We start from the raw sequence: 25,776 nt of genomic DNA on the forward strand, positions 1-25,776 counted from the left end.
CGTAATGGTGATCTGCTACCCGCGAAAAAGATTGGCTCTAGCCTAGTTGCGTTGAAACCGCAGCGCTTCAATTGACTGAGCGGTAAGAAAAAGCCCTAGAAGACTATAGGACAAAAAGAGAATGATGCTGCTGGAGTCAAGAATCCCCTGGGTGAACCCCGTGAAGTGCCTCAACATTGAGAGGTGATTGAGAGAGTCACCAACCCAGCCAGGGACAGCCCTGGCTATGGCATCTACAATCCACAGAAACACAACAAGAGCAAAGGTCATAAAAGCTGCGACGACTGTACTACTGGTTAGAGACGACAGAAACATGCCTAAAGACAACACGCTGGCAGCTAGGAGAACTAATCCCAGATTGCCTACCAGCAAAAGATTGGCAGAAACAGGCGGTTCAGCATTGCCCAGGGCGATCGCCACACACAGCATCAACGGCAATACCATTCCGACATAAAAGGTAACGACGGCTAAAAGCTTGCCAAGTGCCACGACCCAGTTAGTGACAGGAGAAGTTGCCAAGAGTTCTAAGGTTCCTTGCTTGCGTTCTTCCGCATACAGCCCCATGGAGAGAATAGGCAACACGAACATGGAGAGCGATCCCAAAACGCCCAAATAAGCTCGCAGAAATTCATACGCTACATCCAGTGGCGCTAGAGTAGCACCCATCTGTCGGACTTGGTCTCGCTGAGCAACCTGTGCCAGTAGTCCCGCTTCAGGACTGAAAAGAATGACGACGAGGAAAAAGCCGCCCATTAGCCAGAAAACCCCTGCAATCACATAGGCAAGGGGTGACCCAAAATAGCTTTGTAATTCACGGCGATAAACCGCTAGCAGGTTGCTGAGGACTGTTTGCACGGTTGTTGAACTCCTTAGCGCTATCTCAAAAAGTTTAGAATTTTGTCCGCCGCTTAGGTTGCAAGAACTCAATCTGCGCCTGTACAAGAATAGCCAAAGCTGGCGAACTCTTAGATCTTCTACTGTTCCTGTGCTGCCATCCGCATCTGCATCCGCTCTCGAAAAGCATCAACGGCGGCCTGGGATGGCTGCGTTGTCTTCCAGGCAGGACGTTCTATGAGCCGAGTTACCCACGTTTGCAAAGATGGATACTGTGTCATCGGAAGTCCAAGCTGTTCAAAAAAGGGAGCGAAAGTGCCTGCAACCACATCAGCCAAGGTCAACTGCTCACCGCCGAAGAAGGGACCTTCTCCCAATTTGTCAGCATAGAACTGGAGCACAACTTCTGCTTTCTGTAGCGCTTGATTAATTTTTGCTTCATCCTCCTGTCCAAAACCCATCATTTTTTTAACCAGTGGATTGAAGGCTGGAACCAGTTCATTCAGAGTGACCATCTCTACCATGCGAACGGTAGCGATCGCTTCCGCAGGTTTGGGTAGTAGTGAAGGCGTTGGATATTTTGCTTCTAGATAATCCAAGATGGCAAAAGACTCAATTACCGTAAACCCGTCATCCGTTAGCACAGGGATGTGGTGAAAAGGATTTAGCTTGAGGAAGTCGGGTTGCATTTGGTCGCCAGAAAGCTGCATCTCTACCGTTTCAAACGGGAGTTCCTTTTCCAACAGAGCAACCCAAACTCGTCGTGAGTTTACAGACAGAGGGGTATGGTACAAAGTCAGCATTCAACTGCCTCCAATGGTCAGTATCTGCCCATCTTAGAACTTGGAAATAGAGACCTCATTGATAGACCCAATTTATATAAGAAAGCAGCTGACCTCGAAGCCATGTGCATTGAACGACTACCGAATCGTTCTAAGCCACTGTTGATATCCCCTCTTCCAAAAAATCAAGTAGAAGTGCTACAGCCTTCGTCAGTTCCGTTAGGGCAAGACGGTGAGCCGTTTGGCTATGGACCAGGTACCAAGTGCACTTCCTCGATGGCTAAAACTATATCTTTCTCAGGCCAGAGTTTGAGTACGAGACCTTTTGATATACTTCGCCTCATAAGTGATCGAGAATCGCGTGCATAACGGTGTTGTAGGTTCAGCTATTCAGCTGGGGGTTGACTGTCTTTGCTTTCTGTAACTTTTTGAGTTTGGAAAGACACAGATTGCGCGGTTTTTGACAAGTCGCTATCAAAAGTTAAAAAAAGAGGAACAAGGTTCATGTTTAGATTATTGACCCTAGCGGATGTGGGCTACACCGCAGCATTGAACTCTACGTTGGTCCTGCTTCTGGTAGGAGGCTTCATTGCCGCCGTAACTGCTGGCTCTATTGCCTGGTATAACTCTAAAAAGCCTGCTGGTTGGGAAGATGCCCAAAAACCAGATTGGGTGCCCGATGTTAATAAGAATGTAGAACCTCAGAAGACCGAGACAGAGCGCTAATCATAGGCTTGGAGGTGGGCAAACGCTAACTGTCCTAAGCCAAAGATAGGTGGCACAGCGATCGCACATTCTTTAGAGCGATCGCTGGATTGATGCTCTGCCACATTAGCCTCCTCGCTGATTACGGTATTTCCAGGCGAGGTTCAAAATTTGTCCCCATAGACGGTTCACGCGCTTGGGCGTGCAGTCCAACAGCTCAGAAAGCTCATCGGCATCCATTTCTAGCTGGCCTGCTCTAACTTGGCTGCGACGCAACTGAAGCAAGCGCTGATGAGATGGCTCAAGCGTATCAACAAAGTCTCCCCATTCATCAGCAGATAGACCTAAATTATGTTCCAGGTCAATACCCAACCACTGGTGCACGAGCTGCCAGTTGTGGACCTGAGCAAACTTCTCAACGTGATACTTAAAGCGTTGCTGTAGATAGTCCCGCTGACGAGTGGTTAGATTTAGGATCTCATCGATTTCAGCAGCGGGTAGGTCTTGTAATCGCAGCACAAAATAATCGATACAGTCGTGCTGATCTTGAGCCTCTAGATATTCAATGAGTTCCTGAATAATGCGATCGCGCAGCACTTGATCAGCTGGATCAATGGAGTCAGTCACCATTTGTTCTCGCACTTGTTGAAGTGCTGTCGAGCGACTGGCACCATCCATTTCATCAGCCTTAGCTGACTCCATAGCCCGTTCGATGTCAACGGAAGTCTCGTCGGGCTGCCGACGGGCAAAAGTTTGCGCTCTCAGAACAATAATTTGCTGATTGACCGCGCCTGGAATCGTGATGCGGCGCTTGGCATACTGCTCACAAAAAGTCATGTACTCTGACAGCTCTAAGCGTGTCCGGGGAGAATAGTCTTTATCCACTCCGTTCTCTCGACGAAACGCTTTTAATGCCTCAATGTAGAAGCCCTGTAAAAAGTCTTCTAACAAGGTGTAGCGTCCATCAAAACCAAGCTGAGCCTTACGAGGTGCAATGTAGCGGTAGGCGATCGCACTTAGTGTGCTATGCAGTTCCACCCGTCCCCGACTGGAACCAAGATTGAAATAGGCCAAACATTTAGTGATTCGATGGCGAGCAAGGGATTGCTGCCAGTGCTCGACTTCGCCCGAGGATTGAATCCGAGAACTCATACGGCAGATACGTTCTACCTCATTGGCTAGCCGAGTCGCAACAGGCTTCAAGCTACTCACTTTGTCCGGCAGACTTTGTCGAAACTCGTCCATAATCCAATCAACGAATCTTGGAGAGGGCTGAGGAACCTCCGGAGAACTATCTTTAATAGGTTCAGGATTGGTCTGGGAAGAAGTAGAATGAACTCCTGCATGACCAATCGATACGTTACTGGATTGATTCCCGCCTACGTAGTCGGGCTGCTGAGTGCAAAGGGTCGTTATAGAAGCAGTCGATATTGAGCGATTCATAAGCATTGGTAGCGCACAAAACTAGGGGTTGGGGCGATCGCCCTGGGGCGTCAATCGCATTCACTTCTGTCGAAGTAACCTTACTGTAGCTAGGGACCCTGGGATGGGGATGTGGGGGTGTGTCACTCTTTGAGGGTGTGACAGTTGAGTGGACATCTCATGCCAGTACGAACGATTAGCACCGTCCTTTGTCAGACGCTATGATCCCTTACGGTCAAAGTATTCTGCTGTTATAAGCGCTTCAGTCCGATCCATTCGGACACTCCTGGAAACCTTCTTTTCTGACAGACAGTCAGAAGATTGGTAGGTCTTCTCCGGAATCTTAGGCCCGTAAGATGAATCCGGCTTCCTGCGATGACCGCCTCAGCTGGACAACACTGCCTGACTCACCAACGGCTTTACTTCATAGCCCGTGTCCTATAAGGGTTTGGCTTGTAGTCGTCGCCAGTTCCGTTAGAACAAAACGGCGAGCCATCTAGCCATGCCTTCAGCATCCGAACGTTATTGGGTCACAAGCCTAGAGAGCCAAAGCCACATCTTCAGTGTCAAGCTGCTGCGATCGCCCGTAGAGCTTCTTCAACGGCCTGCGGCGCATAGCCCAGTGAAAACGCCTGTTCACTATTGAGAGAAACATCTTTGGGTCTAGGAGCAGAGAGCTGTACTGAAGACTGAAGACAAGGTTTGATAACCGTCTCGGGAAAGCCAAAAGCCTGCGCCATCATCAGACCAAACTCGTATCGGCTGAGACGTTGCCGCCCTCCTAAATGCAGCAATCCCGTAATGCCCTCTTGTAGTACTAAATTCAACCCACGAACCGCATCGGCAGCGTCCACAGGTGTGCGAACCTCATCGGTGAAAAGATTCAAGGTCTCACCGGCGGCAACCTGAGCCAGAAGATCTTGCAAAAAACAGTTTGCTGTAGGGGCTGCGGCTCCAAACAGTAGTGGTAATCGACAGATGGCCGCGTCAGGATAGAGGGTTGCAATCTCTACCTCAGCAGCAGCCTTTTGTTGCCCATAAATATTCACAGGCGTAGGCTGATCATCTTCCAAGTAAGGCGGTTGAGTCCCCTCAAAAATCAAATCAGTTGAGGCAAAAACAAATGGAATACCGTCTGCGGCACAGCGCTTAGCTAGTTCCACCGCACCATCTACATTCACCTGATGGCTGATATCAGGTTGCCGCTGACATTGATCAGCCTTTGAAATGGCAGCCAAGTGCAGCACTGCCTCTGGCTTCACGGTTTCCCAACAAGTCCGAATAGAGGCTTTATCAGTCAAGTCTAGGGGCTGGGCTGTGCCATTTGTCAAAGTAATGGGCTGAGTATGATAAGTTCCCCAAATCTGCCAGTCATTACCCAACTGTTGACAGGCGTGCCCTCCTAGAAAACCACTGGCTCCTGTAATCAAAAGCGATCGCACTCTTCACTCCATTGCCGTCGGTTGACGCGCTAATACTTTCTGTACGGATTGCAACAACGTTAATCGATAAAATATAGGTCAATCAGACGTGCAGCTGTAATCATTGGGACGCTTATCAAAATACTTGTGTTTTATGGTCTAAGCGTCCATCTTTCGCTCCAGTTTATAAATAGATTATCCGTATGACGTCTGACCTAAGAAGAATTGTCTAACTCTGTCAGAACAGGCTACATTGAGCGGTGAATCTGGTCTTGGAAAGAACTCCTCCATGAATTCTGGTCCTTATCCTGAGAATAAAAAAAGTGCTCGGAACGATAACACTTCGGTTCCAGCCTCTTCTGACAGTAATGGAGAGGCTAGTAGTCAGAATGTTGATGAAGACGTTTCTCAGAGCGTTGGGACCGAAACGCATCCAGTTCAAAGACGAATCGTTCCTGCTGCACCTGCGGCATCGGCTCAAAATGGCAAAGTCAGTCCTCAGGAGGAGGCAACTGCTCTTCTGACTTCTCAAGACAACGCAGCTACTAGTGGGGGTGCGAAACTTAGTAAAAGCCCACCTGCCGTAATAGTCATTTTGGGCGGCATTGCTTGTATCGTTTCGGGAGTTGTTCTCAATCTGTCTTGGCTAACCTTAATTGGTGCCTTGTTGACGCTGGTGCTGTCTTGGGGGCTGATGTGGCCGTCCTTACAGGGCTTGCTCTCAGATTTGTCGCCTCAGCAACGCTCTATCATTGTTGCCATTCCCGCCTTTGTCATTGGACTATATGGCTTATCGGAAGCGATCGGGATCAATCGCTCTGTTCAGACTTGGAGTGTGACGCTACCGTGGACTATCTTAGGATCCTTTGGGGATTTTTTAGGAGCGATCGGGCAAATTTTTGTCGCTTTACTGGCCCTGTTTGTCGCATGGCGGCAGTACATCATTTCCCGTGATCTGACCGTTCAGCAAAATCGAATTACTCAGCAGCAAACCATTGATGCCTACTTTCAAGGCATTTCAGACCTTGTGCTTGATGATGAAGGACTGCTAGAAGATTGGCCTCAAGAGCGCATCATTGCTGAGGCTCGAACTGCCGCTATTTTGAGCAGTATCGATGCACCTGGAAAAGCCAAAATTATTCGATTTTTGTCTCGCTCGAAACTTTTGACACCGCTTAAGCGTGATGAGCATTTGGGACGTCCCATTTTAGATGGCAAAGGGGGATACGCCGAAGACCGTGAACGAGGCGTCAAAGTCATTGATTTGGGTGCGATTTTGGCAAATGCTAACCTCGGCAACAACGATTTAAGATGGACCGATTTAAGTGATGTCAATTTGATTCGGGCCGATCTAAGCAGTTGCGACTTAGTTAGAACCAACTTTGTGCGAACCATTCTTTATCAGGCAAATTTAGCAAAAGCCGACATCATGGGGGCGAAATTCTTTCATGGGTCTCCTGATGTCGCCTCTCCTCGTAGTCGGATAGCTCCACCTAGCTTCGAGACTGGAGAATATACCGGAGCGGTCGTTGAGGACGCTGACTTCTCCAATGTGAAGCGGATGTCTGAGGAGCAGCGCCAGTACTGCTGTCGCTGGGGCGGCGAAAAAACCCGTGAAACCATTCCAGGCGGTTGCGAAGGCATTCCTAATTGTTTGGGCCGGTAGGAAATCTTGCGGGTTGGCGTATACTTTTCTGTAAAAGTTTTAGAGGGGTGAGTCTGTTTCGCCCAGTTAGGGCATATTGCTCAAAGCACAGACGCCTCCAAGCTTTTCTTGAAACGGTGCCTTCTACGATCGCTCCGTCGAGCCTTTTGGCATCGTTGCTATCACTCACTTTGCTGGTTACATGCGGAAGAAACGAGCCCAAAAAAAGGACGGAAATCACTCTCAAGCATCCCACAACGGCACGCCAGAACTCTCTCGCAAGGAACAGCGCAAGCTTGAGAGGAAACGGGTTAGAAACCGTCAGGCCGTCATTCAATACGCGACGACTGTGGCCATCATCTCGGCAATCATTGCCTTGGTCGCCAGCTTCGTCCTGGAGCCTAAATTGGGTATCGGTGCCGGACTGGCGATCGCCTGTCTAGCGCTTTCAGCTCGTTTCCCTCGCTATGCCATCTATGGATTCATCTTCTATTTGCCTTTTAGCGGCACCGTCACCTATGCCCTAGGCGGCAGCGCTATTCTTCAGCTGGCAAAAGACGCCATCTTTTTTCCCGCACTCGTTGCCGTTGTTCTCTTCTGTGCTAAGTACAAGCAGCCCCTTATCATTCCCGCCGCTTTGAAGATCCCGCTGATTATCTACGGCACGTTTCTAACTGCTGTTTTTCTGTTCGTGAATGGCTCCCAGCAGTTGTCTAACTCTGGTGGAATTCCCCTGTTGGTTGGTGTTTTGGGAATCAAGGCCCTGGTCGGATATCTGCTGCTGATTACCTGCATCTATTATTTAATTCGAACTAAGCAAGACCTCTATTTTCTGCTGCGCTCTCAGGTGGTTCTGATCATCATCTGTTGTGGACTAGCACTGCTACAGTATTTGATGTTGAAAACAGGGTACTGTCAAGGAACTATAGGAACAGGAGATGAACTGTTTAAGGCATCACTCGACTCCAGATGCCTCGTTGGAGGAGCACTACTATACGCACCGGCACAGGGACAAATACGCTTACCAGGTACCTTTGTTGCGCCGTGGCAGTGGGGTTGGTTTCTAATCTCAAGTGCCTTTTTCACTTTCGGCACGTCGTTTAGCGATCGCTCTCCCCTCTGGCGTATCCTAGGCCTCGTCTCCATGGCAATGGTCTTCATCATGGCGGTCCTCTCAGGCCAACGAATTGCCCTTGCCCTCGTCCCTTTCGTTATTATTCTGCTTCTCTTTCTAACGGGTCAGATTCTCAATCTCAAACGCTTCTTGCCCATCGGTATCGCTTTAGCGGTGATTCTTGGCATTGCCGCTATCCAATACTCAGAAGTTGTAACTCAAAGTTTTGAAAGCTTTCAGTCTCGCTGGAATGCTGCTCCACCTCAGACGTTTATTATCGAGCAGATTGAGTGGGCAATAAATAAACAGCGAGGCTTACTGGGTCGAGGCTTGGGAAGGGCAACCAACGCCGCTCGGACTTTCGGAGATACCGTTCTCGTTGAAACCTATCATTCCAAAGTTCTTTATGAGATTGGCCCAATTGGTCTGTTTTTGATGTTGGGGGTCTACACCGTCCTGGTTATCACGACGTTTAAGGCTTATCGCTCGATCAAAGATCCCAATCTACGCGGATATGGAGCCTCGATGTTCACCTTCGTGTTGTTCATCAGCTACTTTCCTTACTATTACCCACTTGATGTCGATCCGGTTAACGTCTACTACTGGCTAGCAGCAGGCATTGCCCTGAAGCTACCGGATATTGACCGCCAGGAACGCTTGAGACAGAGCGAAGAGGAAGACTCTGCGCGAAAGCTGACTAAAAAAGAACTCAAGCAGCTCAAAAAATCACAAGCTGCGGTCGAGTTCAAATAATTGCCCACACTCTCCAGTCCTCTTCGAAGACGAGCGACCCAAAAACGGTTTGGAAAAGATTACATAGCCTTAGGCGCATTGCCATAAGCTTGCCAGGCCAAATCAATCAGCCCATTCATAATAGAGACTGCTAGGACCGGATTGCCTTTCTGCCCCTCAATGCGAATATTAGGAATCATGGAGTCCTGCAAGCGGTGTTTGAGGACATCAATATCTAAAAAGCCGGCCGGAGTAGCCACCACCAAAGCCGGACGAATCTGACCAGCTTCAATTAAATCAATTAGGGCTTCTAGGGCCGTTTGAGATTCGCCCACAATGAAAATGCCTTCTGGATACCGCTGTGCCAGCGTCTCAATGCCCCAAGCGGTTTGACTCTTGTCCTTCTGAGGACGGGTCAAGGCATCCATACTGCAATAGACCGGATTCGCAAATGTTTTTTGGATGGGTGGCGCAATTCCCACCTGCACCATCGGTACATCCACGATGATGGTTGTCCGAGCAGCTAATGCAGCGGCACCGGATGTCAATGCGTGTTCTGAAAAGTGAACTAGGGAAGCGAACTCAAAGTCGGCAGTTGCATAAATAACCCGCCGCACCAGCTCGTATTCAGAGGGAGTAAACAAATGGTCACCTATTTGGCGGTCTATTACCCTTAGACTTTGGGCATCACTGATATGCCATTCCATTGCTGACTCCCAACATAGCGGCACAGGTTTGTGCCTATAGTATAGGCTCTCAGGAAGAATCAATTTCTTTGAAATTGTTTACACAGCACTACCGGGAATTGCTCTGATCCAGAGCAATTCTTTCTCGTCCGACGGTCTAATCCTGGGCTGCAATTTGTCGTACTGCTGTCAAGGCTGAATAACTCACGCCTGCGGTTCCTTCACCAGGGTGAGTACAGTCACCCACTAGCCAGAGATTGGGAATGGGAGTACGGTTGGCAAACCCAAACGGTCCAAAGGTCTTGACCCGCATACCCAAGCCACCCACCGCGCCGCGATCGCGCCCCGTAAATCGCTCAAATGTCCGAGGAGTCCCCGCCTCAACATGCACCACGTTTTCGGGACTCAGGTCGAAATATCGTCCCAATTTTTCAATAGCCGTGTTGGTGTATTCCTGCTTGAGGGTGCTGTAGGTTTTAGGCGATCGCCACTGTCCCAAATCTGTAAAAGAAGACGCGATAATCGTCGCTTTTCCCTCGGGTGCTCTACCGTCTCCGGGACGACTCACCGAGACGAACAGAGAATTGTTCTCTCCAATAGGTCCGTCGTAGTCATAGAGAAATTGCAGATGGGGCGGACAGTTTTCAGGAATAGCCGCCTGATCAACGCCGAGGTAAACCACAAAGGCACCTGAAGACTCCTCCAAAGTGTCGACCCGTTGTCGATAGCCAGCAGGCGCTTTTTCTCCCAGCAACTGGACCAAATCCTGCACCGTGACGTTGCCCACGACAATATCAGCGGCTTCTGTCCACGCTTCGCCCGTCTTTTGATTGCGCACAGTTACACCTGTAGTTTGGCCATTCTCCACGTGAATCTGCTCAACCGTATGGCGCATTAGGAGTTTGCCGCCATCCCGTTCTAAAGCAGCAACTAGGCGATCGCTTAAAACCTGCATGCTTCCCTGCAGGTGAAAAAGCCCCTGGGGTGATTGAGAAACACTTAACGCAGTGGCCGCATAGAGGAGTGCAGTCTCATCAACACCCACTTGCGAATAGAGCTTGAGTTGCATATCAAGAAAGGTTTTGAGGCGGCGATCGCCATACAGTCCAAACGCCTTCAACAACTGCCCTACGGTTGAAAAGGTAAAGGGAACCGTGATGAAGGTGTCCGGTCGTAGCGCAGACATCATCTGCCAGGTATCCCACAGATTGCGGGGAGGCAAAACGGGTTGCCGACTTTGAAAGCGCCAGCTTGCCTGAAAGAGCGTCTTCAATAATTGCCAGAAGGGTTCGCTTTGGGGGAACTGTCGCTGACGCTCTGCTTGCCATGCCTCAGGGTCGCGCCAGACTGAAATCGGCGTTGATTCGTTAGGCAAATAGACTGCACAGGCAGGATCACAACAGGAAGCCTCTGGCAAAGGAATATTGAGCGTTTCAAAAATTTGCTGATGAACGCCTCCTAATTCCAAACCTGCGACCTGAGTCGCCCCAACATCAAAAGTAAAGCCGCGTCTTTTGAAGGTTGAAGCGCATCCTCCAGGAACATAGGCCTGATCAAATACAAGGGTTTCATAGCCACGATGAGCCAGTAAGGCTGCTGTCGTGAGACCGCCAATACCTGCTCCGACAACGACAACGCGCTTTTGTAAGGAATGCTCAACGGCCATGAAAAGTTTGATTCGTTACATCTTTTAATAGTCTAACTTGAGTTGTGTGGGCAGGATCTTGGCGATCGCCCTTAACAATCGTTACAGTGCAGAGAAGATGGACTTGATATCACTATGGGACTACTGTTAGATCCGCCTACATCCACTAAGGTTCAAAGAATGCGATCGCGTGTCCGTTGGGGAGCACGGCAAGTTCAAGACAGAGGCATCGATCAAACACGGTTAAAGATTGCAGATGGGCTGGCGCAAACGTCAGCCTTTTCTTTTCTGGTCATTGGGGATACGGGTTTTGGTCCACAACCGTTTGGGCATCCCCAAAGAGAAATTGCCCAATCCCTAGCAGAGCAAATGGAAGAGTGCCGCTTCCTGCTACACACAGGTGATGTGGTGTATCAAATGGGATCCCCTGACCAATATCCCGCTAACTTCATCGAGCCGTATCAGGAATGGTTAGTGGGTGGCGAACGAAGCGATTGCCTAGAGTATCGCAACCTAGTATTCAAAAAACCGTTTCTGACGGTTCCTGGTAACCACGATTATTACAACGTCCCGCTCCCGTATGGTCTTCTAGTCGCAGCAGTTAGACCATTACGAAAGTATCTCAAGGTTCCAGTAACCGACAATGTTAGCCTGCGGGGGTCGGCTTCAGGCGACGCCTATGCCCGAGCGTTCCTGGACTATCTCAAAGACCTATCGGGCAATGATCTCGAAAACCATCTCGAACAGCACTACGCCAGCGAGACTGATACAGGTTTCGCATTGACCTACCAGCCTGGTGAGTTTACGTCTTTACCGAACCGCTACTATCACTTCCGCTACGGCGATATTGACTTTATTGGACTGGATTCCAGCACTTTCAATCGCCCCGTAGACGTGGATGGAGCGACAGTTTTGAAGGCAGAGGAGCCGTCAGGCGACCTTTCTACGGAACTCGACTGGGCACAGCTATTTTGGCTGCGTGATCGCCTAATCAACTCCCTTAGGAATCCTCAAATTCGAGGGCGAATTCTTTACTTCCATCATCCTCCCTACGTGACCGAGGGGTCGAAATATCACGATGTGTCCTGTCTTTCAGCGCGTCGGCATTTGCGCTGGGTCATGGATGCTGTTGCGGAGAAATTGGGGGCTCAACATCACGAACCACTCGTTGATCTGGTGCTCAGCGGACATGCCCACTGCTTTGAATATCTCAGAACAGTAGAGACGGGCCATGCTGATCGCTGTTTAAATTGGATTGTTTGCGGAGGCAGCGGTGCGCGATTGCGAGCGCAGCATGGCGAAACAACCCTCCGGGAAAACAATGGTACGGAGGGTCCCGTCATTGCTAAATCTCAGTTGTTTATGGGTCGTTGGGGCATAGGCAGCGATACTCACTGGCCTTATTCTTTCCTGCGAATTGATGTCCGAGCAGGCGATCGCCCCAAGTTTGTTATTCGCCCCTTTATCACTGAACTCTACCGTGACACTTGGACGAGAACGGAGTTTGACCCACTTGTACTTTAGACGGCCCACAGAAATCTTCTGATCTGGGTGATCTGCAACAGGACAAGGATCGTTATGATGAAGAAAGATTGCAGTGTGTCAGTCTTAAGTACACGCGCTGCTATTCGACGACGTCATCTGTCCTAATTCGCTTTTATGGATAATCTCTTTACGCTGAACCATCTAGCTGATTGGATTCTGAGTCCACTGCTGGGGATTTATACGCTGCTTTTTATCGTGCGTATTGTGTTGACTTGGTATCCTCAGGCGGAGGGTGATCGCTTTCCCTTCAATCTGATTGTTTGGCCTACTGAGTTCCTGCTGGTTCCAACCCGTAAGGTGATTCCGCCCTTTGGTGGTGTTGATATTTCTCCCATCATTTGGGTTGGCATTGCCACGCTCCTGCGAGAAATATTACTGGGTCAGCAAGGATTGCTACGCATTCTTGCATAATTACCCGTCTTCAAACTCTCGATCTATTTGGGTGAATTGCGTCAAAAATTCGTTAATTGGTTACAACGTTTTGATAGATACTCTATGGACGACGAGTCACTCATTAGATAAATTTTTCTTGAACTTAGCCTGTTTGGGAACAGAGTTTTCATGAAGCGAAACTGTAGAGGAGCGATCAAATTGTTGGGAGGTATCGCCGTTGCCAGTTCCGCTGAGACAAGATAGTGGGCTATTTAACTCAAGCTATATTTCCGATAGAAGCGATCGTGGCTTCAATAATACTCTCTTTAGATAACTCTACTCAGAGGCTTATATCAATTTTTTGGATGGTGCCATTCTAGATAGCGGGTCTAAGCAACGGTTGCAAAATCAATTTCGGGTGTTAAAGCACACAACTGTATTGTGATAGAAGAAATTTATTGAATTATTTTGCTTACGGAGTAAAGCTGTTTAAAAGATACTCAAATAATAGCAGACTAACTGGTATTTTTTGTTAATCAAAAAATCCTAAAGTGTTTTGCGGAAGACCTTCGTAGCGCCTTTATATGCGTTTGAGTAGCCATAAAGTTTGCGTGAAATCTCTCATAAAAAGACCGTTGGGTTCAAGTCAAATCATACTATTGAGCTAATACAGCCCTTGATATTGAATCATCTCGCCGCAGGACGCTTAAATCAAAATCGTGTATTATCTAGCAGTATTAGAGTGGTAAAGCCCCCTAAATTGTAGGTTTCCGCGAGTCTACTTGAGCATCTGTTTGACACGATTAAGCTCCTGAATAAGTGCCTATGCAGGCAAGAAACTTCAGTCTTCTTACCATTGTGGCAAGGGCTAATCTTTGTCTAAACTCTGATTTAGGATGGCTAGAAAGCATGTACCTGAGACGTCGGACCTCAAAGATTAATTGGAATTTAAGCTACGGTTCCAGGTCATCTACAACCAAGGCAAGATTCAATCGGACAGGCAGCGGTTTGAAACAAATTCTATTTCTCGCGCCTCAACCCTTTTACCAGGATCGCGGAACACCGATCGCAGTCAATCTGATGCTGAAGGTGTATTCGGAAAGAGGCGACGTTCTTGACGTGATCACTTATCACGAAGGTGAAGACGTCACTCATCCTAATATTCAACTCATCAGAACTCCCAGTGTTCCCCTAATTTCCAACATCAGACCTGGTTTTTCCTGGAAAAAGCTGGTCTGTGATACCTGCATGTTTTTTCAAGCACTGCACTTGGTGACTACTCGTAAGTATCAGTTTGTTCATGCGGTCGAAGAGTCCGTGTTCATTGCACTCGTACTCAAACTCCTCTTTGGTATTCCTTACCTCTATGACATGGATTCTTCCCTGTCTCAACAAATCGTTGAGCAGTATCCAAAGCTAACGTTTGTTTCGAGAGTCCTAGGTTTCTTGGAAGGGATTGCTGTCAAACAGGCAGAGGTTGTTATCCCTGTTTGCGATCGCCTTGCTGAAGATATTCGACACCATAATCCTCGTAAGGTAGTTGTTCTACCGGATGTTTCTTTAGTCGGATAGGTTCTTCTACTTCTAATTGGTTCCCATAGATATAGACATTGCTGCTATGAGTTACGACGGAAATATTATCGATGAAGTCATCAAAGATAGACTAAGCGACTCAGACAATTTGGTTGTCATGTATGTCGGTAATCTTGAGGCCTATCAAGGTATTGACTTACTCCTGCAAGGATTTAGTCTGTCGGTGAAAGCGGATATCAAGGCAGAATTATTTGTCATTGGTGGCGAGCAATCCGACATCGAAGCATACACGAAACTTTCGCAAGATTTAGGCATCGCCAACCATGTACATTTCCTAGGACCTAGACCTGTTAAGTCCTTATCCTATTACTTGGAACAAGCAGATATTCTAGCTTCTCCTCGCATTAAGGGGAAAAATACTCCCATGAAGATCTATTCCTATTTAGGAAGTGGGAAAGCTGTCATTGCGACAAATCTTGAGACCCATACTCAGGTTTTGACCAATGATTTGGCAATGTTGGTTGAGCCTAATCCCTCCGCGTTTGCTCAAGGATTATTTGAGTTGAGTCAGAGTGATTCCCTGAGGCAGGCCTTGGGCGAGGCTGGTCAAAGCATGATTCGTGAAAACTTTTCACTCGAAGCCTTTACTGAGCGTGCTAATCGATTATTGGACTGGGTACAGGGAACCCTTTCAAAAGACATTACTTCAACTGTCAAGCCGTAGGTACGTAAGCACCTTATTGATGTCTTCAAGCTTCCAGTGCTGATGGCCTTTCAGGATTGGAAGCTTTTGGAGTTAAGCATCAGGAAGGAGCATCAGAAAACTGAAAGCTCGTCTAACTAGATGTAGCCGTCACTAGCTCCGTTCGGAGAAGATGGCGGCGAGGCCCAGACACACGGCTGTTAGTGGTTGCATAACCTTGATTAAAGCGATACTTTTGGTTGCTGTTGATGCGAAAGGCATGTTCTATCGGCTCAAAATTGTCAGAGACACACCCTAATCTGAGCAGATAGAAACTACTGCACTAACCAGCACCTGAGTCTCTCGATGCCAGAAACCCTGTTAACTCCTTCGTGAGAATTTAATTTCTATTTAGGCAGACAACGATGCAGCGCACTCTTTCAAATCTGGCTAATCGTTCTTATGATTTGCTCATTATTGGTGGCGGAATCTATGGAGCGTGTACCGCTTGGGAGGCCGTTTCCCGAGGATTATCAGTCGCGCTGGTTGAAAAGCAAGACTTTGGCTCAGCAACGTCCGCAAACAGCCTTAAGATTATTCACGGCGGACTGAGATATCTACAACATGCTGACTTGAAACGGATGCGTGAGTCCATTCGCGAGCGTAAGAACCTGCTACGAATTGCGCCTCACCTGATCCATCCATTACCAATTCTGGTTCCCACTTATGGGCATGGGGTCAAAGGGAGAGAGGCAATGACGATCGCGCTGTTGCTTAATGACTTGATTAGTTGTGATCGCAACTGGGTCATTGAAAATACGTCCCACCACATTCCTACAGGCCAAATCATTGCCAAAAACGAGTGCCTCAAGAAGCTACCAGGATTGTCTGCTGAGGGGTTAACAGGCGGCGCTCTCTTCACAGATGCTCAAGTTTATAACTCGGAACGGCTGACGCTCGCATTTCTGCGATCCGCACACGACGCTGGTGCTCAGATTGCGAACTATGCCACAGTGAAGGACTTTATTCGTCAGGGCGATCGCATCGCCGGAGCAACTGTTCACGACGAGCTAACAGGACAAGATTTTGATATTCAAGCAAAGCTCGTTATCAACACGTCGGGACCCTGGATTCATCAACTTCAAGCCTTAGCTCAAGGCAAAACACCACCTGACGACGTTTTGTTGGCTAAAGCCGTCAACGTTGTTGTTCCGAAATTTATTCAGCACTATGCAGTAGGTCTATCCAGCAAGGTCGACTATCGCGATCAAGATGCTCTCGTCGACAAAGGCAGTCGATTTTTATTTACAGTGCCGTGGCGAGACGCTTCGATGCTGGGCACTTGGTATTTTCCCTACCGTCAATCTCCTGAACAACTGAGCGTTTCAGGAGCCGAATTACAGATCTGTCTTGATGACATCAATGCGGCTTATCCACCAGCAGACCTGACACTAAGCGATATTTCCTATGTCCACTGTGGATTACTACCCAGCAGCGGAGTTTCTCGGAAAACGGGAGATGTACAGCTCGCTAAGCACTATCACCTCATCGATCACGGTCAGGATGGAATGCCTGGTTTGCTAACTGTTTCAGGAGTTAAGTACACAACAGCCCGAGATGTCGCGGAGAAGGTTATCGGTCGAGTTGGACACATTCTGAGACGCTCTCTCCCTGCCAGCAAAACTCATCAAACACCTGTCTACGGGGGAGCTATTGATAATTTTGACGGACTCCTTCAGCAAGCAAATCAAAATACCGAAACTGGTCTATCAGATAGCACCATGAAGAGCTTGGTGTATACCTATGGAACTGAATATCAAACAGTTCTTGATGGGATCCAACCCCAGTCAGAGCGCTCTTCATGGCAAAACCTCCTTGCCTCACAAGTTCGGTATGCAGTCCACCAGGAAATGGCTCAGCATTTATCGGATGTTGTTTTAAGACGAACTGATTTAGGATCGGCCAGAAAGCCAGAAGAGTCCGACATAGCATTTTGTGCAGAGATTATGGCGGTAGAACTGGCTTGGAGTGAGCACCAGTACCAAGAAGAACTGGAACAGGTACACAATTTCTATGCCAAGAGACTACCGCAAGGTTCTTCCCAAGAAGTTGCTGACCAAGAAGTTGCTGAGTTGAGGACTGCTTAATGCCATCCCCGATCGCTCACGCTGTTACAGGCTATTGCTTAGGTCAGTTTTGGCGACGGTTTCCCGCTCAGCCAGCTTTGCCGTCTGGAAAAACGATGCTGGGCATAGCGGTTTGGAGTGCGATCGCCGCTGATATTGATTTCATTCCGCAACTTCTTTCAGATTTATCTCTCCACCGTGGTATTACCCACAGCCTCGGAGTGGGAATACTGAGTAGTGTGATAGTAAGCGGCATTTTTGCTCGACAGTCACGGAAGCAATTCCTGACTGTCATGATTCTTGCCCTCGTTAGCTATGGGTCACATTTATTTTTGGATCTATTAACTGCGGGCGGAAGCGGCATTCCAGTCTTTTGGCCTATTACAAACGCAACGATTCAACTGCCATGGGCACTGTTTCCTCAGGTTCATCATTCAGAAGGTCTTTTTTATCGTGGTCACGTTCTTTTTCTGTTCTTTGAAACCGCCTATGCTGCACTCATCCTACTGATAACTCATTGGTCTATTCGCTTTCACAGAAAAGCTGATATTAGGAAAGCCTCCAAATCACTTTAGAATCAACAATTTGTTCACTTCAAATCATTCATTTCGATAAATCAATCACCTTTGCACTAACCTCAAAAACGGATTTTGCAGTTTAGGAAACGTTTATATTATTAACCCTACTGGTTCTCCAAAAGATGACGACATCTGCCCTAGAGCCGCTAATACTATTAGATACTCATGTTCACTTGCACCAATGCTTTGACGTTGGTCAAGTATTATCCAAAGCTGCGGAGAATTTTTCAGCCAGAGCCGCTCAACTGGGCTGTGCGGAGAATTTTTTAGCTTTCCTGTGTCTGACGGAGATGGCTGGTGAGAACTGGTTTTCTCGACAGTTTGAAGCCGTACACCAGCAGTCAAAGCCCATATCAATTGATAGAAACTGGTCTTTAAAGCCTACTTCTGAGCCATTTTCATTGTTGGCTGTTCACCCAAACGGAATCGAGCTTGTTCTCTTTGCAGGGCGGCAGATTGTGACACAGGAACGTCTTGAGGTGCTCGCTTTATTGACTGACAAAACATTCCCAGATGGTCAACCTTTGACTCAGACGGTCCACGCGATCGCTACCGAAAAGGGCATTCCTGTCTTGCCATGGGGTGTAGGGAAATGGATTGGCAAACGCGGCAAATTAGTTGCAGACTTTTTGCAAGCAAATGATGCTCCTAAGGTTTTTCTTGGGGACAATAGTGGGCGTCCGTTAGGTTGGCGACGCCCCGTGCAGTTTTCTGTTGCTGAGCAGAAAGGAATTCCGATCCTACCGGGAACTGACCCCCTCCCGCTGCCCTCGGAAGGTTCACGAGTGGGTAGCTTTGGACTGCAATTGTCGGGCAGTGTGGACCAAGACCGTCCAGCCGCTTCGGTAATGAGTAGACTCCAGTCTTTATCGCCTCCCTCTCTCACCTATGGAAACCTGGAAACGCCCTGGCGGTTTATTAAAAATCAAATTGCTTTGCGAGCTTAAGACATCGCTGCACAATCTTTTCTGATTACCCGGTCCACATGCCCCACTATACGAAAGTGCCATGACTGAAACCCCCAAAGGAACCACGATATCGGGCGGCGTCTCTGCCACCGACGCCACTAATTCATCCAATGGCTTTCCGGAAACTGCTGATATCGAAACCGCTTCTGATAGTTATGCGGCACGTTTCTCTGGGTCAATTGGGTCTTGGCTGCTGTCTGTTCAGGAGCAGGCAACGCTCAAAATGCTGCGCCCTTATACCAATGGCAGTGTCTTAGACGTTGGCGGTGGACATGGTCAGTTAACACCGGCACTAGTCAAAGCTGGATATCAGGTAACCGTCTTGGGCAGTGACGAAAGCTGTCAGAACCGAATCAAGCCGCTGATTGACCAGGGACTTTGTCATTTTCAAGTTGGCAATGTACTGGCTTTGCCCTATCCCGATGATGCATTCGATGTCGTGATCAGCTATCGATTCTTAGCCCATGTAACTGAGTGGCAGGCATTTCTATCAGAGCTTAACCGTGTGGCAAAGCAGGCAATCATGGTGGACTATCCGACAGTCCGAAGCTTTAACTCCATCGCTCCTCTGCTATTCAAATTCAAGAAGAACGTTGAACAAAATACTCGCCCCTACATTTCTTATGAAGAACGACAGATCTTGGAGTATTTGAAGTCAATAGACAATCAGCCAAGCGATCGCTATGCCCAGTTTTTCTGGCCAATGGTGCTGCATCGCCTCCTGAAATCACCTCAATTGTCCTCATTGCTAGAGGGTATTGTTAGACCGTTTGGTCTGACGGCACTCTTAGGTTCTCCGGTCATCCTGAAAGGACAAAAAACTAGCTAAGGTACCCTTTCGAAAATTGGCTTAACTGAAAATTCTATTGTTCTTGATATGAAGTGCGGAGTCTGAACTATGAGCGAAGTGGACTATCAAATTGCTCCTGGCACAAAAGTTTTGGTGACGGGCGCAACTGGATTTACGGGGTCTAATCTGACCAAGAAATTGGTTGAAATGGACCTTGATGTCGTTGCGATCGCCCGTCCAACATCAAACCTCTCTCGATTTGACGGCATGCCGATCACCTGGTTGAAGGGAGATGTTGCCGACCCAGAACTGATTGACAAAGCGATGACTGGGGTCAGCTATGTCTTCCACATGGTGACCCCTTTTCGAGAAGCCAAAGCACCCGATACCCAGTTCTACAACGTTCATGTTCTGAGCACTCAGCTATTGGCAAAGGCCGCCCTACAGCAGCCTGACTTTAAGCGATTTGTTCATGTCTCTACCATCGGTATTCATGGCCACGTTGCCGAACCGCCCGCAGACGAAACCTATCGCACAGAACCTGGCGATATCTATCAGGAGACCAAACTTGAAGGAGAAGTTTGGATCAAAGAATTCAGTCAAGAGACTGGTTTACCGATTGCCGTGGTGAGACCTGCGGGCATCTATGGGCCAGGCGATAAGCGACTTTTCAAAATTTACAAATGGGCTAGTCAGGGCTGGATGCCGTTGATTGGCGACGGCAGTAACTTGTTGCACTTTATTCACGTCGATGATTTGACCGATTTCTTTCTGGTGGCTGCTACTCATCCAAAAGCCATTGGCGAAACGTTCATTTGCGGTAGCGAGAAGGCGATGGCCTTCAAAGATATGGTTGAGCTGATCAGCGAACACTATGGTGTGAAGGTTAAGTTTTTGCAGTTTCCCAAGGCACCCCTATTTTTTGTTGGCGATATCTTGGAGACTCTCTGTCGTCCGTTTGGTATAGAACCTCCTATCTATAGAAGACGTCTGGCGTTCTATACCAAGGATCGCTCTTTTAATACCTCAAAAATGAGAAACATGGTGGGGTTCTCGACTCAGCACCCTGATAAAACTGGACTGCAAGAGTTAGCCCAATGGTATTTGGATCAAGAATGGCTATCAGTCAAATAATCTGGATCCAAACGATTGAACAAGCATTACAACTATTGAATGACGAGCATACGGAAGCATACGGAGAAGGAAAAGGCGGATGACTTCAGACGACATTAAGGTAATCTCTAAAGTTCCTTTGTCCGAACAGCTCGGCTCTACCAACACCTCTCTCTTGAAGCGCTATCAGAGCAAGGTGCTGGGGAACAGCACCGTCTTTGACCTCATTCGCTATGAACTGGCGACCTTGCTCTTTGCCAACTTGCCCGGCAGCTTGGGGTATGTCTTTAGAAAGCGCTTTTTCAAAAGTTTGTTTAGACAGTTTGGAAGCGGCGTCATTTTGGGACAAAGCGTAGTCCTGCGTCATCCCAATCGTATTAGCTTAGGCGATCGCGTTGCTATTGATGATGGTGTATTGCTTGACGCCAGTGGTGCAGGCGATGCGGGATTGGTGTTTGGCAATGATGTGATTGTTTCGAGAAACTGCGTTGTTCAAGGCAAGACAGGTTCTGTCAAACTGGGGGCTAAAGTTGACATTGGCTGCAACGTTATTTTGTCGTCTGGAAATGGAATCATCGTCGGCAATTCTGTGCTTATTGCTGGGAACTGCTACATCGGTGGAGGTCGGTACATCACAGACCGCACAGATATTCCCATGATGGAGCAAGGAGTTTACAGCAAAGGTCCGGTTGTGATTGAAGATGACGTTTGGCTCGGTGCAGGCGCAACCGTTTTAGATGGCGTCCGCATCGGTCGTGGCAGCGTCATTGGAGCAGGTGCACTGGTGACTAAGGACTTACCTGAATACAGCGTTGCGATCGGAGTTCCTGCAAAAGTCGTCAAGTCTCGCAAGTAGCCCCGATACACCTGCGATGAATGTACCTGTAAGGCACTATCTCAGAGATGAAACTTTGGCAACTCGCCACCAATGACATAAGTATCCGAGTGAGTCTGAAGGACTATAACCAGAGCTATCAAGTCTTTGTTGCAATAGATCAGCCCTGTCTTAATGGAACGAGTAACGGCTATATCATTCTCAAATCCATCATCGAAAGCCGCGATTGCGAAGGGATATCACACTCCCTTATACAGAACCTTGTCACTCATTTCTGCCGGAGCTGGCTTCGGTCTAATTAGATCTTTATTGAGCCGTTGAACACCAATCTGATTCAGCACTATGCCCCCCAAGATGACGACGCCACCGATGTATTGAGCCCGAGTGGGAACTTCGCCTAGTAGTGCATAAGCCGCGAGTACTCCAGCAATTGGGTTGAATGCTGTTGCGAACGAAACTTCGCTAGCAGAACTCCGCTTCAAGCCGTTGAACCAAGCTAACTGTCCACCTACGACGATAACGGCGCTGTATAGCAGCATCCACTGCCATAGGAATGGCGAGGTCACATCCATAAGATGTTCTGGATTGAAAAGAACCAGGGTAGCCCCGAAGAAGATAACTGTCCCAACCAACATTCGATAAATGTTGAAGACCCCAAGTGGAATCTCGCGCAGGCTGATCTTACTAACCAGATTCGAGACGGCTTTGAAGACTGCTGCCAGCAACGTTAGAAACTCACCCTGACCAATCTCCAATCCCATTCCCATATTGACCATATCGGGTGCTGGCGGTTGTAGGAGTACGGTCAAACTGACACCGATGAAAGAGACGATCGCCCCAGCAATCACCCAACCGTTGACGCGATCGCCCAGCAGCAGTACTGAGAGTGCCAATACTAGTGGTGCGTCCACCTGACCGATCAGAATAACGTTGTTGACGGCTGTCAGCGAAAGGGCTGTGAACACCAGCATCGGCACCACCACCGCGCTCAAAATCGCAATGAGAGTCAACGTTAGCCACTGTTTGAATGTGATTTGTTTAAGAATCGAAGGACGTAACTGCTTATGGTAAATCAGCAGCAGCAGACCTAGAGCGCAGAGATTTCCAACAAACAGCACATTGCAAAACGAAATAGGGTTTCGCCCATCAATTAAATTTTGAGCACCAATATCTGTGAGCTTGCGAGTGACGGCATTAGCCGCCCCAAAAATTAGAATAGCGATCATTAAATAGAGGCGACCCGAAGGCTGAAAACCTCTGAGCTGACTTCCCATAACAAATTCCTGTTGGCTTTGAGTGTTGAATGCTGACGATTTCCGATCTGTTCAGAATTGTCTCATCCAATTCTTCATAACCTTACTGAGAGGAATTAAGCGTTTGCTGAGAACGCTCTAAGAATCAGGCGCGGATATAAGAGGCTTCAGTCAGCGTCTGTTTTGGTAAAACGTCGGAATAGTTTCTCAAGTTCTACCCAGACGAACAGAAGAGTGCTGAAGCCAAAGCAAATCGCCAACTCGGTGGGACTCAGCAGGTGAGTGCCGAAGAAGTTCCGCAGTGGCCCCACATAAATCAGCATCAGCTGCAATATGGTCGTGATGATGACAGCTCCCAAAACGAAGGGATTCGAAAACAACGAGAGTTGATAAGTCATGCGATTGCTGGAGCGAACGGCGATCGCATGTCCCATTTGAGTCAAGCAAAGCGTCGTGAAGACCATTGTTTTCCAGCGCTCAGGATTGCCAGGGACCGCTGACTCTTGGGTATAAAAATAGGCCCAATGCATGAGTGTAATCGAGATGATGCTAAAGACCACGCCGATGCGGAGCATGTAAACTCCCAGTCCTCGTGCAAAGATGCTTTCCTGCGGATCGTGAGGGGGACGTTTCATCACATTCGGCTCCGCAGGTTCCACAGCCAAAGCCAAGGCCGGAAAACCATCGGTCACCAGGTTCATCCACAAAATCTGTAGTGGCGTCAGCGGCACGTCTAGAATAGGCAGCAAGATAGGAGACGCGGCGATCGTCAGCACCTCGCCAATATTCGAGCCGAGAATATATTTCACAAAGCGGCGGATATTGGTGTAGACCACCCGCCCCTCTTCCGTAGCTGCGACGATGGTGGCAAAGTTGTCGTCTAGCAACACCATATCGCTGGCCTCTTTGCTCACGTCGGTTCCCGTAATGCCCATGGCAATTCCGATATCAGCCTGCTTGAGGGCTGGGGCATCATTGACGCCATCTCCCGTCATGGCAACGATTTGGTTTTGTGCCTGTAACGCTTGCACAATTCTCAGCTTATGTTCTGGAGAGACGCGAGCATACACCGGAACATCTTTAACAGCCTGCTCTAATTCGGCCTTATCCATCGTTTCCAACGTTTGCCCTGTCAACGTTTTCGCATCTTGGGGGGCAATGCCAATGTCAGCCGCGATCGCCTGCGCCGTCAATTGATGGTCGCCCGTAATCATCATGGGGCGAATCCCTGCTTGCTGACACAGACCTACCGCCTTCTTAGCTTCAGGGCGGGGGGCATCCATCATGCCAACTAGCCCCAGCCACACTAAACCTTGCTCAACGTCATCTTCCACTGCGGTTTTGGCAGGAGGCGACGCTAACTTCTGATTTGCCAGTCCTAACACCCGCAATCCCTGAGAAGCCATATGAGCATTTTTCTCTAAAATTTGCTCTCGGGTGGAGTCGTTCAAGGTCTCCCTCTGAGTTCCTCGCTGGATGAATTGGCAGCGGTCCAGCAGTAATTCCGGTGAGCCTTTTGAGAATAGCCAATAGGGACTCTGAGAGAGTCCCGGCACCAGCTTCTCAGCGGATTGAGAGGGTTCAACCACAACGCTCATGCGCTTTCGTTCAGACGAGAAGGCAAATTCTGAGGTTCTTGTTAACTGCTGCAATAGTTCTTGCTGGTTAATCCCGCCCTTAGCAGCTAGAACAACTAAGGCACCCTCGGTTGGATCGCCGATAATAGCCCAGTCTCCATTCTCCTTCTGCAAAACAGCATCGTTACACGCCACCCCACAGAGCAGTAACTGAGTGAGTTCAGGATCGTCTAGAGGACTCACCGTTTGTTGATCAATCGTGAATGTTCCTTCAGGCGAATAGCCCTCTCCAGAAACCTGAACGGTTTGAGAGCAGGATTGAGCTTTTTGGACAATCATCTTGTTCTGGGTGAGCGTCCCGGTTTTGTCAGAACAGATCGTTGTGACGGAACCCAGTGTTTCAACAGCTGGCAAGCGACGAATCAGGGCGTTGCGGCGCACCATACGCTGAGTCCCGATCGCTAATGTCACTGTAATGACCGCAGGCAAACCTTCGGGGACCACAGCAACGGCCATACTGAGAGACACTTCTAAGAGCGTTTCAAAGGCCTCCCAGCCTGCCTGAACCACGCCCCCTACAACAACGATCGCCACCAAAATCAAAGAGCCAGTGACCAACGTCTTGCCCAGCTGATCCATGCGCTGCTGCAACGGTGTGGGCTCGTTTTCCACAGACTGCAACATGGTGGCAATGCGGCCCAGTTCCGTCTGCATTCCGGTTTGGGCGACAACAACTTTGCCTCGACCATGAACGACCTCGGTGCCCTGAAAAACTAAATTAGTGCGATCGCCCAGACTTGCATCTGCCTCTAAATCCTCTTCGGCTTGCTTAGTGACGGCCTGAGCTTCCCCCGTTAAGGCTGATTCCCGAATTTGGAGATTGGAGGCTTCTAGCAAACGCCCGTCTGCGGCCACCTGCATTCCTGCTTCCAGCAGCAGAATATCTCCAGGAACCAAATCTTGAGACGGCACCTCGACTGTTTTGTCATCTCTGATGACGCGAACATTGGGAGAGGCCATCTGCTTTAAGGCGGCTAGCGCTTTCTCAGCTCGACTTTCTTGGAAATAACCCAAGACACCATTCAAGATAACGATGGCAAAAATAGCGATTGCATCCTTGGGTACTTCGTTAGCTCGGACAGAAATAATGCCTGAAATAATCGCGACTGCGATCAGCATGACCAGCATGATGTTGGTGAACTGATCGAGGAGAATCCGCCAACTACTGCGTCCTTGGGCTTCTTCTAGAATATTGGCGCCAACTTGCTCACGACGATCAATGACTTCCTGTGCCGATAGTCCTTGGGTGCGATCGCTCTGAAGTAAGGCCAGCGCCTTTTCCGCATCCAGAGTATGCCATCCCCCCTCTGGAGGAGTTTGTAGCCAGCCGCTCATATGTAGGGTGTCCAGAAGCCTTT

21 protein-coding genes are annotated in these 25,776 nt (G+C 48.6%); 13 read left to right on the forward strand and 8 right to left on the reverse strand.

What is annotated here, in order from left to right; translation table 11 throughout:
• Window positions 1–42: 42 nt before the first annotated feature.
• Both PN498_RS11275 and PN498_RS11280 read right to left on the reverse strand, forming a co-directional pair.
• Window positions 43–855: an ABC transporter permease gene (locus PN498_RS11275; RefSeq protein WP_272062862.1), complete on the reverse strand. Its 813-nt coding sequence runs from the start codon at window positions 853–855 to the stop codon at window positions 43–45.
• 119 nt (window positions 856–974) lie between these two features.
• Window positions 975–1,637, reverse strand: coding sequence for a glutathione S-transferase family protein (locus PN498_RS11280; RefSeq protein WP_272062863.1), 663 nt, complete (start codon window positions 1,635–1,637; stop codon window positions 975–977).
• Window positions 1,638–2,120: 483 nt separating this feature from the next.
• Between PN498_RS11280 and psb35 the strand changes: the two genes are divergently transcribed.
• Entirely contained in the window at window positions 2,121–2,342 is a 222-nt protein-coding gene (gene psb35 / locus PN498_RS11285; protein WP_272062864.1) for a photosystem II assembly protein Psb35, read from the forward strand.
• A 105-nt stretch (window positions 2,343–2,447) separates the two neighbouring features.
• Here psb35 and PN498_RS11290 read toward each other — a convergent pair whose 3' ends face one another.
• Together PN498_RS11290 and PN498_RS11295 are read right to left on the reverse strand one after the other, a co-directional pair.
• Window positions 2,448–3,770: a hypothetical protein gene (locus tag PN498_RS11290; protein WP_272062865.1), complete on the reverse strand. Its 1,323-nt coding sequence runs from the start codon at window positions 3,768–3,770 to the stop codon at window positions 2,448–2,450.
• Between the two features lie 539 nt (window positions 3,771–4,309).
• A complete protein-coding gene (locus PN498_RS11295; protein ID WP_272062866.1) occupies window positions 4,310–5,185 on the reverse strand; it encodes an SDR family oxidoreductase in 876 nt (291 codons plus the stop codon).
• A gap of 268 nt (window positions 5,186–5,453) precedes the next feature.
• Here PN498_RS11295 and PN498_RS11300 point away from each other — a divergent pair, with 268 nt between their 5' ends.
• Complete coding sequence (locus PN498_RS11300) at window positions 5,454–6,830, forward strand: pentapeptide repeat-containing protein (RefSeq protein WP_272062867.1); 1,377 nt, start codon at window positions 5,454–5,456, stop codon at window positions 6,828–6,830.
• Window positions 6,831–7,011: 181 nt separating this feature from the next.
• On the forward strand, window positions 7,012–8,676 hold the full coding sequence (gene hpsL / locus PN498_RS11305; protein ID WP_272062868.1) for a hormogonium polysaccharide biosynthesis protein HpsL: 1,665 nt from the start codon (window positions 7,012–7,014) through the stop codon (window positions 8,674–8,676).
• A gap of 59 nt (window positions 8,677–8,735) precedes the next feature.
• Here the strand turns inward: hpsL and PN498_RS11310 are convergent, their stop codons facing one another.
• Together PN498_RS11310 and crtD are read right to left on the reverse strand one after the other, a co-directional pair.
• Complete coding sequence (locus tag PN498_RS11310) at window positions 8,736–9,362, reverse strand: precorrin-8X methylmutase (RefSeq protein ID WP_272062869.1); 627 nt, start codon at window positions 9,360–9,362, stop codon at window positions 8,736–8,738.
• 136 nt (window positions 9,363–9,498) lie between these two features.
• Window positions 9,499–11,007 (reverse strand): C-3',4' desaturase CrtD, encoded by a 1,509-nt coding sequence (crtD, locus tag PN498_RS11315; protein ID WP_272062870.1) that lies wholly within the window; start codon window positions 11,005–11,007, stop codon window positions 9,499–9,501.
• A 114-nt stretch (window positions 11,008–11,121) separates the two neighbouring features.
• On the opposite strand from crtD, the gene PN498_RS11320 reads away from it, so the two are divergent.
• From PN498_RS11320 to PN498_RS11365, 10 genes are all read left to right on the forward strand, one after another.
• A complete protein-coding gene (locus tag PN498_RS11320) occupies window positions 11,122–12,510 on the forward strand; it encodes a metallophosphoesterase family protein (RefSeq protein WP_272062871.1) in 1,389 nt (462 codons plus the stop codon).
• A 135-nt stretch (window positions 12,511–12,645) separates the two neighbouring features.
• Window positions 12,646–12,942 (forward strand): YggT family protein, encoded by a 297-nt coding sequence (locus PN498_RS11325; protein ID WP_272062872.1) that lies wholly within the window; start codon window positions 12,646–12,648, stop codon window positions 12,940–12,942.
• Between the two features lie 969 nt (window positions 12,943–13,911).
• Entirely contained in the window at window positions 13,912–14,475 is a 564-nt protein-coding gene (locus tag PN498_RS11330) for a glycosyltransferase (protein ID WP_272062873.1), read from the forward strand.
• 46 nt (window positions 14,476–14,521) lie between these two features.
• Window positions 14,522–15,160 carry a glycosyltransferase family 4 protein gene (locus PN498_RS11335; protein ID WP_272062874.1) on the forward strand — a complete coding sequence of 213 codons (639 nt, stop codon included), beginning with the start codon at window positions 14,522–14,524 and terminating at the stop codon, window positions 15,158–15,160.
• A gap of 383 nt (window positions 15,161–15,543) precedes the next feature.
• Window positions 15,544–17,265 (forward strand): glycerol-3-phosphate dehydrogenase/oxidase, encoded by a 1,722-nt coding sequence (locus tag PN498_RS11340; RefSeq protein WP_272062875.1) that lies wholly within the window; start codon window positions 15,544–15,546, stop codon window positions 17,263–17,265.
• Window positions 17,265–17,819, forward strand: coding sequence for a metal-dependent hydrolase (locus tag PN498_RS11345; RefSeq protein WP_272062876.1), 555 nt, complete (start codon window positions 17,265–17,267; stop codon window positions 17,817–17,819). The genes PN498_RS11340 and PN498_RS11345 overlap by 1 nt, the downstream gene beginning before the upstream one ends.
• 125 nt (window positions 17,820–17,944) lie before the next feature.
• Window positions 17,945–18,769, forward strand: coding sequence for a hypothetical protein (locus PN498_RS11350; RefSeq protein ID WP_272062877.1), 825 nt, complete (start codon window positions 17,945–17,947; stop codon window positions 18,767–18,769).
• 61 nt (window positions 18,770–18,830) lie between these two features.
• Complete coding sequence (locus PN498_RS11355; RefSeq protein WP_272062878.1) at window positions 18,831–19,619, forward strand: class I SAM-dependent methyltransferase; 789 nt, start codon at window positions 18,831–18,833, stop codon at window positions 19,617–19,619.
• A 69-nt stretch (window positions 19,620–19,688) separates the two neighbouring features.
• Window positions 19,689–20,714, forward strand: a complete 1,026-nt coding sequence (locus PN498_RS11360; RefSeq protein WP_272062879.1) for an NAD-dependent epimerase/dehydratase family protein — start codon at window positions 19,689–19,691, stop codon at window positions 20,712–20,714.
• Window positions 20,715–20,793: 79 nt separating this feature from the next.
• Window positions 20,794–21,549, forward strand: coding sequence for an acyltransferase (locus PN498_RS11365; protein ID WP_272062880.1), 756 nt, complete (start codon window positions 20,794–20,796; stop codon window positions 21,547–21,549).
• Between the two features lie 218 nt (window positions 21,550–21,767).
• Here the strand turns inward: PN498_RS11365 and PN498_RS11370 are convergent, their stop codons facing one another.
• Both PN498_RS11370 and PN498_RS11375 read right to left on the reverse strand, forming a co-directional pair.
• Entirely contained in the window at window positions 21,768–22,802 is a 1,035-nt protein-coding gene (locus PN498_RS11370; RefSeq protein WP_272062881.1) for a DMT family transporter, read from the reverse strand.
• 146 nt (window positions 22,803–22,948) lie between these two features.
• Entirely contained in the window at window positions 22,949–25,753 is a 2,805-nt protein-coding gene (locus PN498_RS11375) for a cation-translocating P-type ATPase (protein WP_272062882.1), read from the reverse strand.
• Between the last annotated feature and the right edge of the window lie 23 nt (window positions 25,754–25,776).

The organism is Oscillatoria sp. CS-180 (assembly GCF_028330965.1).
GTDB lineage: Bacteria > Cyanobacteriota > Cyanobacteriia > Phormidesmidales > Phormidesmidaceae > Halomicronema.